15 protein-coding genes are annotated in these 17,595 nt (G+C 47.9%); 3 read left to right on the forward strand and 12 right to left on the reverse strand.

Features of this window, described 5'->3' with window-relative positions:
- Positions 1-12 precede the first annotated feature (12 nt).
- Together B160_RS0112275 and B160_RS0112280 are read right to left on the reverse strand one after the other, a co-directional pair.
- Positions 13-543, reverse strand: a complete 531-nt coding sequence (locus B160_RS0112275) for an FKBP-type peptidyl-prolyl cis-trans isomerase (RefSeq protein WP_018628216.1) — start codon at positions 541-543, stop codon at positions 13-15.
- Positions 544-588: 45 nt separating this feature from the next.
- The gene (locus tag B160_RS0112280) at positions 589-903 is read right to left on the reverse strand and encodes a hypothetical protein (protein ID WP_018628217.1); all 315 of its coding nucleotides are present in this window, start codon (positions 901-903) and stop codon (positions 589-591) included.
- Between the two features lie 81 nt (positions 904-984).
- Between B160_RS0112280 and B160_RS0112285 the strand changes: the two genes are divergently transcribed.
- Complete coding sequence (locus B160_RS0112285) at positions 985-1,836, forward strand: hypothetical protein (protein WP_157558033.1); 852 nt, start codon at positions 985-987, stop codon at positions 1,834-1,836.
- A gap of 78 nt (positions 1,837-1,914) precedes the next feature.
- Here the strand turns inward: B160_RS0112285 and B160_RS28995 are convergent, their stop codons facing one another.
- Together B160_RS28995 and eno are read right to left on the reverse strand one after the other, a co-directional pair.
- On the reverse strand, positions 1,915-2,298 hold the full coding sequence (locus B160_RS28995; RefSeq protein WP_018628219.1) for an FtsB family cell division protein: 384 nt from the start codon (positions 2,296-2,298) through the stop codon (positions 1,915-1,917).
- Positions 2,299-2,420: 122 nt separating this feature from the next.
- Entirely contained in the window at positions 2,421-3,713 is a 1,293-nt protein-coding gene (gene eno / locus B160_RS0112295; protein WP_018628220.1) for a phosphopyruvate hydratase, read from the reverse strand.
- Positions 3,714-4,131: 418 nt separating this feature from the next.
- Here eno and pncA point away from each other — a divergent pair, with 418 nt between their 5' ends.
- Entirely contained in the window at positions 4,132-4,725 is a 594-nt protein-coding gene (gene pncA / locus B160_RS0112300; RefSeq protein ID WP_018628221.1) for a bifunctional nicotinamidase/pyrazinamidase, read from the forward strand.
- A gap of 253 nt (positions 4,726-4,978) precedes the next feature.
- On the opposite strand, the gene B160_RS0112310 is transcribed toward pncA, so the two are convergent.
- Complete coding sequence (locus B160_RS0112310; protein WP_026309724.1) at positions 4,979-8,341, reverse strand: ThuA domain-containing protein; 3,363 nt, start codon at positions 8,339-8,341, stop codon at positions 4,979-4,981.
- Between the two features lie 4 nt (positions 8,342-8,345).
- Between B160_RS0112310 and B160_RS32390 the strand changes: the two genes are divergently transcribed.
- Complete coding sequence (locus tag B160_RS32390; RefSeq protein ID WP_018628224.1) at positions 8,346-8,471, forward strand: hypothetical protein; 126 nt, start codon at positions 8,346-8,348, stop codon at positions 8,469-8,471.
- A gap of 248 nt (positions 8,472-8,719) precedes the next feature.
- Here the strand turns inward: B160_RS32390 and B160_RS0112320 are convergent, their stop codons facing one another.
- The 7 genes from B160_RS0112320 to B160_RS0112350 all read right to left on the reverse strand — a co-directional run bounded on the left by B160_RS0112320 (position 8,720) and on the right by B160_RS0112350 (position 17,581).
- The gene (locus tag B160_RS0112320; RefSeq protein ID WP_026309725.1) at positions 8,720-11,110 is read right to left on the reverse strand and encodes a TonB-dependent receptor; all 2,391 of its coding nucleotides are present in this window, start codon (positions 11,108-11,110) and stop codon (positions 8,720-8,722) included.
- A gap of 396 nt (positions 11,111-11,506) precedes the next feature.
- A complete protein-coding gene (locus B160_RS0112325) occupies positions 11,507-12,346 on the reverse strand; it encodes a ThuA domain-containing protein (protein WP_018628226.1) in 840 nt (279 codons plus the stop codon).
- 9 nt (positions 12,347-12,355) lie between these two features.
- The gene (locus B160_RS0112330) at positions 12,356-13,600 is read right to left on the reverse strand and encodes a DUF6807 domain-containing protein (protein WP_018628227.1); all 1,245 of its coding nucleotides are present in this window, start codon (positions 13,598-13,600) and stop codon (positions 12,356-12,358) included.
- Positions 13,601-13,604: 4 nt separating this feature from the next.
- Positions 13,605-14,996, reverse strand: a complete 1,392-nt coding sequence (locus tag B160_RS0112335; RefSeq protein WP_018628228.1) for a putative oxidoreductase C-terminal domain-containing protein — start codon at positions 14,994-14,996, stop codon at positions 13,605-13,607.
- Entirely contained in the window at positions 14,997-16,418 is a 1,422-nt protein-coding gene (locus B160_RS0112340; RefSeq protein WP_018628229.1) for a Gfo/Idh/MocA family protein, read from the reverse strand. It lies immediately after the preceding gene.
- A 382-nt stretch (positions 16,419-16,800) separates the two neighbouring features.
- The gene (locus B160_RS0112345; RefSeq protein ID WP_026309726.1) at positions 16,801-17,370 is read right to left on the reverse strand and encodes an RNA polymerase sigma factor; all 570 of its coding nucleotides are present in this window, start codon (positions 17,368-17,370) and stop codon (positions 16,801-16,803) included.
- Entirely contained in the window at positions 17,345-17,581 is a 237-nt protein-coding gene (locus B160_RS0112350; protein WP_018628231.1) for a hypothetical protein, read from the reverse strand. The genes B160_RS0112345 and B160_RS0112350 overlap by 26 nt, the downstream gene beginning before the upstream one ends.
- Positions 17,582-17,595 lie beyond the last annotated feature (14 nt).

Here is a 17,595-nt window from a genome sequence, read left to right on the forward strand (position 1 = left end):
TCCTGCTCCGGATTAATTAGCAGCCGGCGCTTTTACTTCTGTAAGCGTATAATCGTAGATCAGTTCGGAGGATCCGGGTACGGTTTTTCCGTTAATGGTTTGCGGAGCACAGGAGAAATACACCGAAGAGGGATAAATGTATCTGTATTTTCCGCCCTTTTGAAGCTCAGCAAAAACTGAATTTAAAGGATCTTTTATATTGCTTAATTTAATTGGAGATCCGTCGTCATTTTGCTTGATCGTGTCGGATGCAAAAATAACGGTGCCATCCATCAGGGATATGGAATATTTAAAACTTATGATGGAATCGGCCTTGGGCATGCTTCCTGCGCCGGGATCCATAGTACCTTCATACCAGCTTGATTCCGCACTGTAAGTAATGACGCTTTCCAATGAATTGGCATTGATAAAAGAATCAATGATGTGTTTGTCCTGCTCCAATGTATAGGGTACACAGGAAGGGCCATCGTTTTTCACACAGGCGGCAAACATCGTTACAGCGGCAACAACGGCAGTTACGGGTATTAATAACGTTTTTTTCATTCTTTCAATTTAATACTAAATTAATAAATATTGATAATCAAATAATTACTTCTTGTTTTTCCGAGCCAGCAACGATTTATAATGATTCTCATTGATATCCCACCTGTGATAAGACGAAAAGACGGCAATAAACGCAACAATAATGATACCGGCAATGAGCAAAATTAAAAAAAGAGATGGATCTGCATTGGCCTGCATGGCTGCTTTTTTATACCAGCCGCTGAAAAAATTGATAAAAGTGCCGATCATGAGCAGGATCCCGAATGGGGTGCCGATCAGGAGGTTCTTGACCGACCTTTTTTTCTTTAGCCGGTTCGCCTCCCAATATTTTATAAAAGCTTCTTCTTCTTTTGTGTACATGATCGTTCAAAGGTAAATGAAAAACAAGCAGTTTTGTAAGTGTAACAAATGTTGCATATATTGCAGTTCAATTAATTGTTTGTGAAACTAGCGTCATTATTAGCCCAATACCTGTTCGCCCATAAGCAGTTAAGCTTGCCGGGGCTGGGGATTTTTTATGCTGAAAACAGCGAAGATCCGGAGTATCCTCCTACAGTCAAGTTTGAACAAAAGCCCGTAGACGGATTTGATGAGGCTGTGGTCGATTACATCTCCTCCGAAACCGGGAAGATGAAAGTACTGGCGATCTCCGATTTGCATTCGCAGCTGGAAGATGCGATCCGGTTTTTAAATACCGGTAAGCCGTACTTATTTGCGGGCATGGGCACCCTTCTGAAAAAAGCAGACGGCTCGTATGATTTTGTGCCCAATACAACGCCGCTTCCGCCCAGGAAAAAAGATGTTCCGATCACGGAACGGAATACGATCCCACAAAGCTACATCGAGGAAAAGCCGGGCACCGGCAAATCAAAAAAACCGGCGATCATCATTATTGTGCTGGCGGTAATTGCCATCGCGGCAACCATCTGGTTTTATTCAAAGACCAGCGAACCGGGGATACCGGCTCCTGCAAATGAAACGGCCGGGCATCCCGGTGCTGCGGATACCGCTCCGGCTGATACTGCTACCCGGCAGGGAGGCAATGCCGTTAACCCCGGCACTGCTGCTACTGCAACGCCGGGAGTGGTAACCTATGTGCTGGAAATTACAAAGGAGCCCCGTGCTTCAAAGCGCTATAACCAGCTGAAACGGATTGAATGGCCGGTTGAGCTGGAGAAAGTGGATTCCCTGCGATACGCCATCATTATGAAGCTGAGCACGCCCGCAGCGGACACCGCCCGGGTAAGGGATTCGTTAACAGTTATTTCCGGTAAAAAGGTATCTATCCGCTGATATTCGTACCAGCAAAAAACACCCGGGGTCCTGGCGTAAACCACTGACCCCGGGTGCGTATCTGATCCGATCGTTTGTTTATTCTGCCTGTTTTAATTTGGTCTGATCTTCTGTAAGGAAGATGTCTTCATTGCTTCGTTTCATCAGGTACTTTTCGCGCGCCAGCTTTTCGATGGTCGCCGGATCTGTTTCCAGATCGTTTTTGATCTTGTGCAGCCCGATCAGTTCTTTGTTGTAATGATCTTTGCTCAGCTCCAGGTCATGAAGCTCCTTGCTGCGTTCAATGATGGAGAACAGGTCATTTTTATCCAGGAACAGCATGATGGCTAAGAAGCCTACTGTAGCCAGTAAAAATTTATTGGTCAGGAACCGCGAAATTTTGCTCAATGCTTTGCGCGGCCGCTGCGGAACGGTTTCCTGTGCAGGCTCTTTTTCAGGGACAAAGTCAACAAATTCTTCCATACAGGACTAATGTGATAATTTGAAAATTTGAAAACGTGCTGATGGAAGCCTGCTGATTTTACCCCGCAGTTGAAGTGTGCGACGCAAGAAAGCTGCCATTAGCACCCAAGCCGACCTAATTATTATTTCTTACCAAATTTAATGGTTCCTTTCGGATAAACCGCGCTTTCGCCCAATTGTTCTTCGATGCGGATCAGTTGGTTGTATTTTGCGATCCGGTCGGTACGGCTTGCAGATCCGGTCTTGATCTGTCCGCAGTTCAATGCAACGGCCAGGTCGGCAATGGTAACATCTTCTGTTTCACCGCTTCTGTGGCTCATAATGGTATTGTACCCATTGTGCTGTGCCAGTGTTACGGCGTTGATGGTTTCGGTAATGGTACCGATCTGGTTTACCTTCACCAGCAACCCATTGGCAATGCTTTTGTCGATTCCCTGCTGCAGACGGGTTACATTGGTAACAAAAAGATCATCACCCACCAGCTGACATTTGTCGCCAACGGCTTGTGTCAGTGCAGCCCAGCCTTTCCAGTCGTCCTCGGCCATACCATCTTCAATGCTTGCAATGGGGTATTGTTTTACCCAGCTTTCCCAGAATTTTACCAGCTCGTCGCTGCTTACGGCTTTGCCGCTGCTTTTATGGAATACGTATTTTTTCTTTTTGGCATCCCAAAGTTCGCTGTTGGCAGCGTCCATGGCGATTACGATCTGAGAACCGGCTTTGTAGCCTGCAGCATTGATAGCGGCCAGCACGGTTTCGATGGCTTCTTCGTTGCTTTGGATGTTTGGAGCAAAACCGCCTTCATCGCCCACGTTGGTGCTGAAGCCTTTTTTCTTCAATACAGATTTGAGCGCATGAAAAATTTCAACGCCCCAGCGCAGTCCTTCGCTGAAGGTAGAAGCACCGATGGGCATTACCATAAACTCTTGAAAATCAATTTTATTATCCGCATGCGCACCACCGTTCAGGATGTTCATCATGGGGATAGGGAGTGTTTTTGCATTAGTGCCCCCCACATAACGGTACAGGGGCAGGCCGGCTTCTTCTGCAGCTGCTTTTGCGGCAGCCATACTAACGGCCAGCAAAGCGTTGGCGCCTAATTTTCCTTTATTAGGCGTACCATCCAGCTCGATCATCAGCTGGTCGATGCCGGTTTGGTCGGCTACATCATAGCCCAGTAATGCCGGTGCAATGGTATTATTAACGTTTTTAACCGCTTTTAATGTTCCTTTTCCCAGATATTTTTTCTTGTCGCCGTCGCGCAGTTCTACGGCTTCATGGATCCCGGTGCTGGCTCCGCTCGGAACCGCGGCGCGACCCAGGGCTCCTTCGTCTGTTAGCACATCCACTTCGATAGTAGGATTACCACGACTGTCTAAGATTTGCCTTGCAAATACCTCTGAAATGTAACTCATTGGAAAAAATTGAAATAAATTTTTAAAATTTGATTTTGTGGCTGCAAGTTAACGAATCGTTTGCGTACGGAACACACTATGGGGAAAAAAACAGGATCCGTAACGAACGATTGACAGTTTTTTTTGGGAGGGGGGGAATAGTGAAAAGTTTTTTAGTGAGAAGTTTTTAGTGAGAGGTTTGATGATTTTTAGTGAGAAGTTTTTAGCGAGAAGCGGATAGCGAAAAGTTTTTGGTGAAAAATGAACAGGGCCCTGGTTGATTGCCAATCTATTGTTTATCAGGCCGGTTGTTTATGGGGCCCGGAAGCTTGATAGAAATGGCTGAAAACTAACTGCTGAAGACTTCCGGCTTCTCAATGTTCAGATCTCCATTCTCAGATCTCAATGCTATAACCTATCTTTCCTGAAACAGCACATTATGAAAAGCCTGATCATTGTAGATATGCAGTATGATTTTTTACCGGGCGGTGCTTTGCCCGTGGCCGGGGGACATGACCTGATCCCGGTGATCAACCGGCTGCAGCAGGGGTATGCACTGGTTGTAGCCACCCAGGACTGGCATCCGGCAGATCATAAGAGTTTTGCAACGCAACATCCGGGAAAAAAGGCTTTTGATGTCATTGAATGGAAGGAAGGGACACAAACCCTGTGGCCGGATCATTGTGTGCAGGAAATGCATGGTGCGGAATTACATCCGGACCTGGATCAGCGCAGGATCGAAGCCATCTTCCGTAAAGGGATGGCCCCGGAAATTGACAGTTACAGCGGCTTTTATGATAATGGACATTTAAAAGCGACTGGCATGGGCGATTACCTGAAGGGCAAGGGGATAACGGAGGTACATGTATGCGGACTGGCCGCCGATTTCTGTGTTTATTTTACGGCGCTGGATGCCCTGGAACTGGGATTGAAAGCGGCGATTGCAGAACAGGCCACACTACCGATCGACGCGGTCCGGTATGAACAGCTAAAGCAGCAGTTTGCGGCACGGGGCGGGGCGTTTGTGGTTTAAGGTTTAACGTTGCTCCGTTTTTTGCGGGGATCAGCGCAGCGATTCAGAGGATGTCATCCATTTTGGAGTATTACACTTCTTACCGGTCGCCGGAGCGGTTTGCGGGTTGATGATGGACAGCCTGATGCTGATCCCGGTGCTCAATTTTCATATCTCAAAAAAGGGGGCTATCAAAAATCTTTTAAAGATACTGTCGCGCCGGCACGGGGGCGGGGTGATAAAGACTGATCATCATATATAAGAAGCTGCCTGCTTATTTGCTATTAAACTGCACCCACTTTATACTGCTATGGATCTTATCCTCCGTTCTGTAAATAAAGTACAGGGTGTGAAACTGACCATCCGTTATTTCTTTAACGGGAATATGCATAATGGCCTCTTTCGGGTCTTTTGCGACTGCCGGTACGGGCTTGCGGCCTAACAATACCCCGTCGGCGGCATCCAGCCGCACTTCAAGGACCGGTGTTTTTCCCCGAACTTCCTGCTGGATGCAGGCTATATTGAGGGAGCGTACACCTGTCAGGTCAATCTGCTTTAATGCCAGCCCTCCTTTTCCCGTTTTTTCGGCGTCGCGCAATGACCGGGTATTGCTTTTTAATAAAAGGGTACTGGTGCCGGTAAGCGATTTGATCTGATTGCCGCCTTTATCGGAATAGCTGGCAGATAGAACGAGCACGCGGTTAGGCTTTGTATCTGCCGGCGGCACAATAGTGCCCGAAGCAGGCAATGATTTTTTTACGGTGCTCCGGTCGCTTAATGATAATATCCAGGTAACGATCTGGTGAACGTCATCTTCTGTAAGGGTGGGGTGGGCAGACATGGCCGTTTCGCCCCATACGCCGCTGCCGCCGTTTATTATTTTTTCTGTAAGGTAGTTTACGGCGCCGGGGTCCTTGCTGTATTTTTTCGCTACCTGTTCAAATGAGGGGCCTACTGATTTTTCAGTTTCCTTATGACAGGCTTTGCAATCCAGCGACAACATGATGTTTTTTCCGCTGACACCTGCCTGCCCCTGCTGATGTCCCATGGAGGCACCGGCTTTGTCGAACCCTTCAGTGAAATCAGCGGATACAAAGAGGCTGGCCGGGTCAAAAGCTGCGGTATCTTTTGGATCGGTTGCCGTTATTTTATAGTGCAGCGGCACACCGGGTATGTAAAAAGACCGGTTTCCGCCGGTAATGGTGATGTTTACCACCGGTGTTTCATTGCCCGCATAGATACTTACCGCATCGCTTTTGGTAACGGCGCCTTTATCATCTTTTACTTCAACCGTTATTTTAAAGTCGCCTGCTTTGGCATAAGTATATGTTAGTCCGGCTGTGTCGGTTTCTTTACGGGTGCCATCTCCCATGATCCAGGTATACGTTATTTTGTCGTTATCCGGGTCTTTGGCCTTTACAGATACGTTAACGGCAAAAGGCAGTATGCCGGTTGTTTTATTCACCGTAACGGATTGAATGGCCGGGGCTCTGTTGCCGCCGTTGAAATTGATCCTGGCCAGGCCGGCATCCGGGTTTTTGGAAAACCAGCCCGATCCGTATTCGAGCAGGTATAGCCTGCCATCGGGCCCTACTTCCATATCGATCAGCGAGTTCACTTTTACGGCACTGGCGAAAGGTTCCATCTTGTCAAAATCGCCATTGGGCAGCATGGTGACCGCCTTCATCCATCCGCGGATCCAGTCATAAATGATGAGCTTGCCGTTGTAATAATCCGGTAACCTGGTTTCCCGGGGAAACATATCGGTGTAATATACAGGGCCAGCCATAGCATTCCTTCCGCCCGATCCTACCTGCGGAAAATCGGGAGAGGCTGCATAGGGATACCAGATAAATGCAGGCTGGGCTGGTGGTAACATGGTTAGCCCCGTGTTGTTTCTCGAAGCGTTAACGGGATGCTCCGGGTCAAAATTGTCCCCGCTTTTACCGGTACTGTAATCATACTGCCGGTAGGCGTAATTATTACCCACAAACAGCGGCCATCCAAAATAGCCGGCCTTGCGCGCCTGGTTTATTTCATCATAGCCACGGGGTCCGCGTTCTTTAAAATTGTCTGAACTGGCATCCGGCCCCACTTCGCCCCAATATAAATAGCCGGTTTTCTGGTCCACAGAAATACGGTATGGATTCCGGTTGCCCATTACATAGATTTCGGGTCTTGTCTTTTCCGTGCCTTTGGGAAAAAGATTGCCGTCCGGAATTTCATAGCTGCCATCGGGGTTTATCTTTATGCGGAGGATCTTTCCGCGGAGGTCGTTGGTATTGCCGCTGGATCTTCCGGCATCGTATTGCTGGTGACCCGGTATATCATTCATTGGGCTGTAGCCGTTATTCACGAACCGTACACCCGGCTCATCAAAAGGCGTCGCATTATCGCCTGATGAAACATAAAGCAGTCCATCCGGACCAAATGCAATGGAACCGCCGGTATGACAACAGATATCTCTTTGGGATTTTACTTCGAGGATCACTTTTTCAGTAGCCGCATCGAGCGTGTCATTTTTAAAAGTGAACCGGGAAAGCCTGTTCACAGCGCTGTCTGCGGGGCTGTAATAGATATATACCCAGTTGTTTTTGGCAAAGTCCGGATCCTTTTGCAGTCCAAGCATACCTTCCTCTGCGTTAACACCGGGCACATCCGTTTTGTAGTAAACATTTAAAAAACCAACCTGTCTTACTTTTTGGGTAGCGTTCTTGTACAACATGATCTCTCCCCGCCGTTGTATCACCAGCACGTCAAAGTTGGGCAGGATCGTCATTTCTGTGGGTTCAAAAAAAGTGCCCTGTGATAACTGCTCTTTTGAGAACCGGTCTTCGTCAGGCGGCATTTGCGTGGCTGCCTTTGAATAATCCGGCTTCTTATTAGCACCGATGGCATATTGAATGCCGCCTAAGATATGCTGCAGGTATAATGTATCCGAGAAAGACTCCGGGGTATGCCCCAGCTCGGTATAAAAGGCCCGGCCTCCGTCAAATTTGTGGTACCAGGCAATAGGGTGCGGGTTGCCGTTCTTACCACCCTGGTAGCTTTTTTCATCAACGGTCAGGATCACTTTTACGTCTTTGCTCATCTTCTTAAAGTTGTAAAACTCATCGGTTTTTTTCCATTGCCGTGGCAGGTGCCGGGTAGCCATTTGGGTACTGTCGGTTACCAGCAGTACGCCTGGCTGCACATTGGGAAAGCTGTCGGTAATGCCCGGGTGATCCTGGAAGTAGGCGCCTGCTAACCTTCCATACCAGCCCCAGTCCGGTTCGCAATCGGTGGCCGCATGAATGCCCATATAACCGCCTCCTGCCTGTATATATCGTTCAAAAGCGGCTTCCTGCCGGTAGTTAAGCACATCCCCGGTGGTGCTGAGAAAAATAACGGCGGCATACTTTTTTAAACTGTCGTCCGTAAAGATCCTGGCATCCGTTGTTGTGTCCACATCGAAATCATTGGTTACGCCCAGCTTTTGAATGGCCGTATTCCCATCTGCAATGGATTCGTGGTGAAAGCCGGCAGTTTTGCTAAATACCAGTATTCTTGGCTTTCCGTTTTTTGCGGCACAGGAGCCTAAAAGCAGCACGATCATGAAGTAGCACAGACGTTTTACAACGGAAGAAGATGGACGCATAAAGATGAATATTGTTGACTTGATAAAACAGGTAACGGATACAGGTGGCATTACCGGGCTGGGAGCAATACCGGACATCCCTGCGCTGATGGCGGCAGGCCGGGCCTTGCGGCAGAACGGGATCGGGTAAGAACGAGGCATCGGCAACCGTTATTTTAATGCTCTGGCAATAACCATTATTGCAAAAATGCGAAAATAGAACGCTATTGGCAGTAATATGCAAAAATAATATCAATTCTTGTTAAAATAAACGCATGCTATGCCATGAAGCAGGGACCAAAATAATATCATGTAAATATGGGCATGCTTTTTATTTCAAAAATGAAAAAGCCGCCCCAGTTACTTTTGAGACGGCTTCTTTTTTTAAAAACAGATCGATCAGAACTTAAATGCAGCAGTTACCACAAAATTCCGCGGAGGAATGGGATTGATGCTGTAGTTCTCATGCACATAATAGTTAAAGGTATTGGTGATATTTGCCAGTTTGGCCAGCAACGACCATTTTTTGTAGGTATAGCCTGCGGAAACATCCACGGTAGTAAACCCTTTTACTGTAAACATACGATCCCGGATGGCACCGTTATCATCTGCGTAGTCATTGCTCCAGCCAGCATTGCGCTCACCTATATAGTAGATACCCGCTCCTAATTTCAATCCGCGTACGGCTCCTTCCCGGAAGGTATAAAAAGTAGTGGCATTGGCGGTATGCGCAGGACTGTTTACCAGGCGCGGCCCTTCCACAAAGCTTCCTTTCCGGCCGGAGGTTTTGGTATAACGCATGTTATTGTAGCTATAACCGGCCAGGATGTCCCATCCTTTTATGGGCTGGCTTTTCAGATCCACTTCAATACCATCGCTGGTGGTTTGCCCGGTCAGTTCCCTGTATTCCGGATTTTCAAGAGAGGGCTGTGACAGATTGCTGTTGATGATGCGATACAGCGTAAGATTTGCGCTTAGCAAGCCATCAAAGAAGTCATTTTTTACACCCAGTTCAAACTGGTCGATGAATGACGGTTTGAGCGGCTGGTTGTTGATGTCCCTGCCTGAATTGGGAGAGAATGAGTTGGAATAGCTTGAAAAAACAGTGGTATGATTGGTTGGTTGATATACCAGGCCGATCCTGGGTGAAAAGGCTTTGTCAATTTGTATGCTGCCGTATGCAAGGGAGTCGTTTTGGAGATATGTGGTTTTTGTAGGACTGGTCTGCTGAAAGGACCAGCGGATGCCTGCCAGTATTTTGAATTTTTCTGAAAGGGCTACAAAATCCTGTACATAAGCTCCAAAACGTGTTACAGAGGCATCTGCAGAGCTTTTCCATTTCCAATCAGTGGGCATGTCGGTACGTGCTGTATAAGCGGAAGGATCAATAAGACTGATAGTATCATAAAAGGTGCTGGAACTGTAATAAGAGGCCAGGCTGGTAGTCAGATCCCGCTCGGCATCCACGCCGATCAATAATTTATGCACGATGGCACCGGTTTGGAACTGGCCGTTCAGATTGACCTGCCCGGTATAATAGTCCTGCTTATTGTTGGTTTTGCCCAAAGGTCTTCTCCATTTTCCGTTTACATCTGCCTGTATGCGCTCCAGAGAAAAATAATCTCTTTCATAGTTCTGATATCCGGCCAGGGCATTGAGCTGCCAGCTGTCATTGAATGTATGATTGAACTCGGCCGATGCGGTGGCCTGGTTGGTTTTGGCGTGTTGCCAGGGAGCTCCAAAAAATGCATTGCGGCTTACGGGGGTAACTGTTTTACCACCATATACACCGGCTTTATCACTCATAGTTCCAATACCGAAGTCTGGCGTGAACTCATGCTGCAGGTAATCGCCCTGTACCAGCAACTTTGTTTTTTCGCTTAGTTTAAACAGAAGCGAGGGGTTTACATAAAACCGCTCGGAATGCACATCGTCGCGGTAGCTGTTGGCTTTTTCATAAGTGCCGTTCAGGCGGTAGGCAACGGATTGGCTGATGGGCCCGTAAATATCAACCGACGGTTTGTAAAGATCATAACTGCCCACCCGCATGCTTATTTCGCCTCCAAAATTAAACCTTGGTTTTTTGGTGATCATGTTGATGATACCGCCGGGCGCTACGTTACCATATAAAAGCGCTGCACCCCCTTTTAAAACCTCTACGCTTTCAATGGCGCTCATTTCCGGCATAGCCCCGCTGTTGACACGGAAGCCGTTCTTAAAGGTATTGGTATTGCCCAGGTTGTAACCGCGGGCATAAAAGGTTTCCTGGGTGCTGGCCCGGGCCCCGCCCAGGTAAACACCGTTTACATTCTTGATCACATCGCTTAAACGCTGCGCCTGCTGGTTTTCGATGGTCGATTGCCCGATGATGGTCACCGCCTGGGGAAGATCCATGATCGGAATATTGGATTTTCCGATCCGCGCCGTTCCCTGGTTGATGCTGCCGCCGATGCGTACGATCACTTCTTTTAATTCGCGGGCGTTTAAGGAAAGGTTGTATTGGGAGGCTTCCGTGCTCACCGGTGGAACGGTGACCGGTACTTCCTGGCTGGTTTCTCCTTCAAATGAATAAACCAGTATATATTCCCCGTAAGGGATCTCTTTGAACTCAAAATGTCCCTGCTCATTTGTGACCGCATGTTTTTTCTTTCCTTTGATCACTACATTTACATTGGGAACCGGGTTGCCCTCCGGAGTAGTGATCACCCCCTCGATATTACCGGTGTTGGTTTGTGCATTTGCACTTAAAAACGTCATTAGTGTCGTCAAAAACAGCAAAAATCTTCTCATTTCCTATAAATTTTCGCCGCAAAAGACGGTTATTTTCCGGTTTTTCACTTTCTAAATGCGGAAATCCATTTACGAAATCGGGAAAAATTCGCTTACGAGATCGGGAAAAGGAGTGAAAAGTTTAATATTCTGAGTTCAGGTTTCACGTTGGGTCTTATTTTTATCGGATATCATGTAGGAGGAAACGTTAAACGTCTGCGTATATCTTTCCCTGATGCTCCGTCCCGGCTGAACACGCATGCTTAGCTATAGGGAATGGGATTTTGAAAACGAAGAACGGAACGTTAAGTATAAAAAACTGACTCGGAACGTTGAACTTTAAACCTTAAACAAAAGAAAACCCCGCCTGGTAAAACCGGGCAGGGTTAAAATCTCTTTTTATGGCTGGCCAGCCGCTTAAAACCTTACTTCATCATCCCGGTGCTGTGCATAGGCCTTTTTGAAGTCGATGGTTTTTACCTGGCTGGCAATAAAGCGGATCCCTTCCAGGATATGATTTAGATAGACCGGGTCGCTGTAATCTTTTTTATCGTGCCCCAGTGTGGTTACCCAGGTATGGCCACCATCAAACGGGTACTCCCAGGCGGTGGGATAAAAATCGCCATAATTGCCCCTGTTTTTCTGAAGCCGTTCCTTTTGTCCGGCGTTGGTGGTATCAATCGTGCGCAGGTCATGAACCATCAGTACATGCGGCCCGGGATACATTTCTTTTGCAAAGTAGCACTCATCGCCTTTTGTCCAAACCGCAGGAACGTCCTTCATCGAAGGATGTTTGGTGTCAATGACCCGAACGGTGAATTCCTGAAATTTGGCATGCCAGGCAAAGGTTCCGCCCAGCATCATTTTGAACCAGCGCCAGTTCCGTTCGGTTCCGGTAACGGAGTGAATGCCTACCAAACCGCCGCCGGCCTCTATGTAGCGGCGAAAGGCAAGCCGTTGCGCATCGGTATCGAATACATCATTGTTGGTGCTGGGAAAAATGAGCAGGGTATATTGTTTCAGGTTGGCCTCGGTCATTACCGAGGGTTGGGAACTGGTATCTACTTTAAAGCCATGTACGGCGCCCAGCTGCTGAATGGCCTTAACGGCAGAGGGTATATTATCGTGTACGAATCCCTTGCCATTTTTGGTGTATACCAGTACTTTTACTTTTTTCCAACGAACATTCTGGCCCTGAACCGTTGTGGCAACGAACAGAAAGGCTGCAAAAAAAAGGATCCTGTTGCGTAATTTCATTACTTGTTTTTATTTAAAAGTGATTTTTGGCGGATGTGCAAAAGATTGCCACGCTTCTTCCGCGTTTTCTTTTGGAAGCTGGTTGTTGAACACCAGGAAACGGTATCTTAAAAGATATTGCTTGCCCGGTTCCAGCAGCCAGTCTTTATTTTTGGTAGGGGAGAAATTCAAGAATACATCCCCCCGCCTGTTCATATTCTCCGGCCATACCCGCAGTGGTTCGGGATAGTTATAGTTTGCCGGGTAGCTCATCATTTCCAGTCCGCCGTATTGCTGGTTGAGCTTGCCCTCGGCCACGCACCAGCGGGCGGTGCTGCCGTCGGCTTCCTTCCGGTTTTTTCCTTCCGATGTAAAAATGACACTGTTGTCCTTATTCCATGCTTCAGTGGCGCGAATGCCAAGGCCTCCATACCGGTACTCCAGGAGTTTTACGGGACTGGAGCTTGCGCAGCTTAATTGTACGGTTATATCCATAATATAATAGCTGTCGTTATGCGTATCCGGCCGGTAGATCCTGACGGTCTGCAGCTCGTTGATGGCATTTTTTTCGGTGCCGTCTTTTTTAAAGGCAATGTGCTCATGCAGCGCCTCAAAGCCCGAAAAGACCGGTCCGTTAAATACGGTGCCAAAACCGGCAAAGCGTACAGTGCCCTTGCGGTCCCGCAGGTTCCAGAAGTCGACGGTATCTTTTTCAAACAGCACATGGGTCCAGGGGTTCCACATACCCCAGTGATGGTAATGGTCCGGCGCATTGATCCTGGTCAGTTCCTCGCCATTGGGTGTCCACAAAGGATGGATGAAGCCGCTGCGTTTATAAGCGGTATCGATCCCTTTGGGTGGATATACGGTTTCGGAATGATAGCGCAGAAGGTTTTTATTTCCGTATTGAACGGTAAGGGCACCGTTGTTCAGACTGGCCTGCAGGCTGCCGGCCGCATTTTGGGAAGCCGGTGTCTTTGTCAGCTCAAATGTGCGGGTCTTTTGCTTTGCGGGCTCCAGCATCCAGTACAACCAGCGCCGTCCATTGGTTTCGATCTGAAAGGGAACGGGGGTCTTTTTGCCACCGGTGGTTTCCACCAGCAACAGGTTGCTGTCTGCTTCAAAAGTAATAGCATCCAGATCCACGCTCATTGGGATGGAAAAGGCTTCTGTTCCGGCTGTTTTTACCTGCCAGCCGCCAACGCGTTGTGCACGAAGCAGGGTTGCCCCCGCTATTGCAGCAAAGGCCAGCAGGCAAAGGATCTTCTTTGTCATTTTACTATTTGGTTTCTGATTTTTTTGCGAGTTCCAGTGCCGACGTAGTGGTAAAGTATTTGGCGATCATGTTGGGCACCTCCCAGGCGGGCATGTTCTTTTCTTTCAGGAACTGAAGATAACGCTGCATTACCTGGCCAAAATGTGCCTCGTGCCCGGTATTGTATTTGTCGGGTACCACTACCTGCCAGCCCGCGGCCGTTTTTGTCAGTTCGATGCCGGGGTATTTGGCCTGTATGCCAGCCAGGGCGCTGGTCAGGTCTTTTTCAAAACCGGCATCTGCTTTTTTAACGGGCTCGATGTAGAGCACCGGCTTGTATTTTTGTTCGGCTCCCTGGCGAATGACCAGGTTGGCGCGGGTGCCCCTCATGATGGAATAGTGCGTGTCTCCCGTTCCTTCAGGGGCTTTGTATCCCCAGGTTACGGACACTTTTGCATTTACTCCGCGCAATTTATAAGTAAAGGCACCGTTGCAGTAAATATTCAGAACAGAATCGTTCTTTACATCTTTTTTGAGGTAATCCGGAAAAGCGGGCTGCTTGGTGATCTCGGAAAACTGGCTGAGGGTAATGGGGGTTGTCCAGCGTTTTGCGGACACCATTTCGATGTCTTTCTGGTAATCGATGACCTGTTCCGGAAAACATTCCCATTGAACCAGGTCCACCAGGTGCGTGGTTACATCCACAATGCCTTCCCCCTGCTGGGTCACGTCCAGGAACCAGGAGGGACGCTGCAATACCGAGCCGGAAACAAATTTGTAGAGGTAGTGTACGCTCTCTTTTGTTACCGCCGGGTTTTCCGGAGTGCCTTTTTCAAGGTCGCCGAATACTTCCCGGATCTGCGAAAACTCCCGCTGCAGCAAGGTATTGATCTCAAAACGTTCGGTCATGATATCATAGAGGAACACATGCTTTTCCGCGGCTTTTGCAAAGGCGTCCTTTACCAGTTCAAAGCCGGCTTTATCGATGGCCATGGGCTTATCTGCCAGCACATTCAGGCCAGCCTCTACCGTGTTGAGCACGTATTCTGCTTTTTTCCGGTTGTTGCCGCTCATGACCACCACATTGCCTTTTTTTTCACCGACCATTTTTTCAAAGAAATCGGCACCGGTATAAACGTTCTCTTTCCAGTGGGTGGGGTTTTCAGCACGCGTGTTGTAGGATTCGATCCTTTTTAAGTGCAGCTCAATATCCTCTCCTTCCGGGGCATACACATATACGTTGCTGTCCACGTCCGGGTACATTTCTTTTTGCACCAGGGCGGCATGAAAGTGCCCCGGGTCCAGTGTTATCAGGGTGATCCGCGATGAATCTTCTGCAAAGGAGCTGCCGGATCCGTTATTTTTACAGGATCCCATAATTGCGAGCAAGGCAACCGGTAATATGATTTTTTTCATTTATTTTTTTTGTTTGTTCAGTACATAGTTTGTTCCGTAGGGATGACGCTGCGGTCTTGACAAAAGCTTATTGGCTTCGATATTGTTTTTAAAGACCTCCTTTTTCGGATCCCAGTACAGCTTTGTTCCCAGCTTCATGGCGGCGTGTGCTACCAGGCAGGCGCTGCAGGAGCGGTGCGCTACTTCGGCCGGACTGATATTGGGTTTTTTACTGATGATGCAATCAACCCAGTTCAGGTGCTGCTCCCGGCTCTCATACAGATGCACTTCATTAGGGCCGATTACGGAGGTAAGAAGCTTTGGATCGCTGGAACTAAAGGCTTTGTTTTGTTTATCTCCGGCACCGGGATCGGAGGCGGTTACCCCCACATTGCCGCGGGTTACAAAGATCCAGCCATTACTGCCTACAAATTTAACGCCGTTGGGATTTTTGCTGTTGATCAGCATGGTAACGCCATTGGCGTATTTGGCGGTTACTTCATAGTCGCCATGAACGTTCCACAACCCCGTTTTTGGAAATTGCGCAGAGCCTTCGACCTCGATGGGGCCGGTCAGTTCGGTATTCATTCCCCAGTGGGCAATGTCGATGTGGTGCACGCCCCAGCCGGTGATCATGCCGGCGCCGAATTGCTCCTGCCGCAGCCAGCCGCCCCGGGACTCTACTTCCTTTTGATTGTGCACGCGGTCCTGCGTATAGTAGATATAAGGGGTGGAGCCCAGCCACATATCATAATTGAACCCTTCGGGAATGGGCATTTCCGTGGTATTGCCGCCGGCGGGGTCTGCGGGCAGGCCTACGTGTACGGTGTGTAGTTTGCCAATACGGCCGTTCCGTACCAGTTCGCATGCTTTTTTGAACTGTGGCCAGGGATGAACGGAACGCTGCTGGCTTCCCAGTTGAAATACCACGCCCGATTTGCGTACCACATCGCTCATGGAACGGCCCTCTTCAATAGTAAGAGAAGTCGGTTTTTGCAGGTAGATATGTTTACCGGCAATCGCGGCCTCCATGGCGGGTTGTGCGTGCCAGTGATCCGGTGTGCTGATGATCACTGCGTCAATGTCTTTATTGACCAGCAGCTCCTGGTAGTCGTCGTACATTTTAATGTCGATGTAGTCGGCCTTGCCGGTCTTTTTTGTGTACCAGCCCTCCACTCTTTTTTTACCGGCCTCCAAACGGTACCGGTCCACATCAGCCATGGCTACGATCCGTGCCGATTCGTGCTTAAAGGTTTCTACAAGATCATGCGTCATGGCAATACGGCCGCAGCCGATCTGCCCGATATTGATCTTATTGCTGGGTGCATCTTTTGTAAAAAAAGAGGAAGGGACGATCATGGGCACCTTGGGCAATAAGAATGCGCCTGCCGAAATGGTGGCGGAACTTTTGATGAAATTTCTTCTGCTTTTTGCGTTAGACATTTTCTTAAAAATTAAAACAGTATTGAAGCTGTTGTGAGCGCCTGATAGCAACAAAGTTTTGTAATGCAATCGTTGCAGGCAATTTCTATTGTTACAGGAAACTAAAATAGCAACTTTCATTGACAGGCTGCCGAAATAAAACCAGCAATTTTTACTACAACGTTTGAAATGAAATGAATCGGCTTCACAGGCATCAGGGTGGGTCTGCGGGGTAATCATGAAAAGGGAAGCACAAAAAAGCCGCCCCGGATTTTTGTTCCAGGGCGGCTCAATTAGTCGTCATCTTGTAACAACCGGGTGGTATTCGGCAAATAAATTCAAACAAGTTTAAGAAAACCGCTGAATCTCTTTTTCCATCAGGAGTTACAAGATGACATGCTCTTTATTTACCCGTCATCATTTTCCTGAGGTTCAGCAGGCCGTAGCGCATCCTTCCCAGCGCAGTATTAATACTGCATCCGGTCATGTCGGCTATTTCCTTAAAACTCAGGTTTGCAAAGTGGCGGAGAATGATAACTTCCCGCTGCTCTTCCGGTAATTGCTCCAGCATGTCCTGGGCCTTACCAATATTCTGGACGGTGATGATCTTTTCTTCTACGTTCTGGTCCGCCGAGTTAATGGCATCCAGCATTTCATGATCCACACTGTTCTTGGTGAACGGGATGCGCTTCAGCTTTCTGAAATAGTCTACACAAAGATTGTGCGCGATGCGCATGGCCCAGGGTAAAAATTTGCCTTCCTCTTTGTATTTGCCATTCTTTAATGTTTCAATAATCTTTATAAAAACATCCTGACAGATATCCTCGGCATGATATTTATCCTTTACCAGAAAAAGTATGGTGCTGAACAATTTCTCCTGATAGCGGTTCAGCAATGAATCCAGCGCAGGAGTATGTCCTTTTGAAAATAAATTTATGAGCTCGTTATCAGTCTTCTTTAAGTAAGTTATCATCCGTTGTCCAATTGCTGCGGGAAACGATTCCCACATTTTTTAGATTAAAACTTAGTTCAATAACCTCCGAATTTACCCCTCCGCTCCCCAGATCTCTATTATTTGGGTAAATGAGTGTTGCGAAAATAGGAGTTTCAACGTTTATGGGCAGCGCTTTCTCTTTAGAAATTGCCCCCAAAACCTTCAAAATAATGTTAAAATTTTTTAACATTATTTGTAATTTGC

Source organism: Niabella aurantiaca DSM 17617, assembly GCF_000374125.1.
GTDB lineage: Bacteria > Bacteroidota > Bacteroidia > Chitinophagales > Chitinophagaceae > Niabella > Niabella aurantiaca.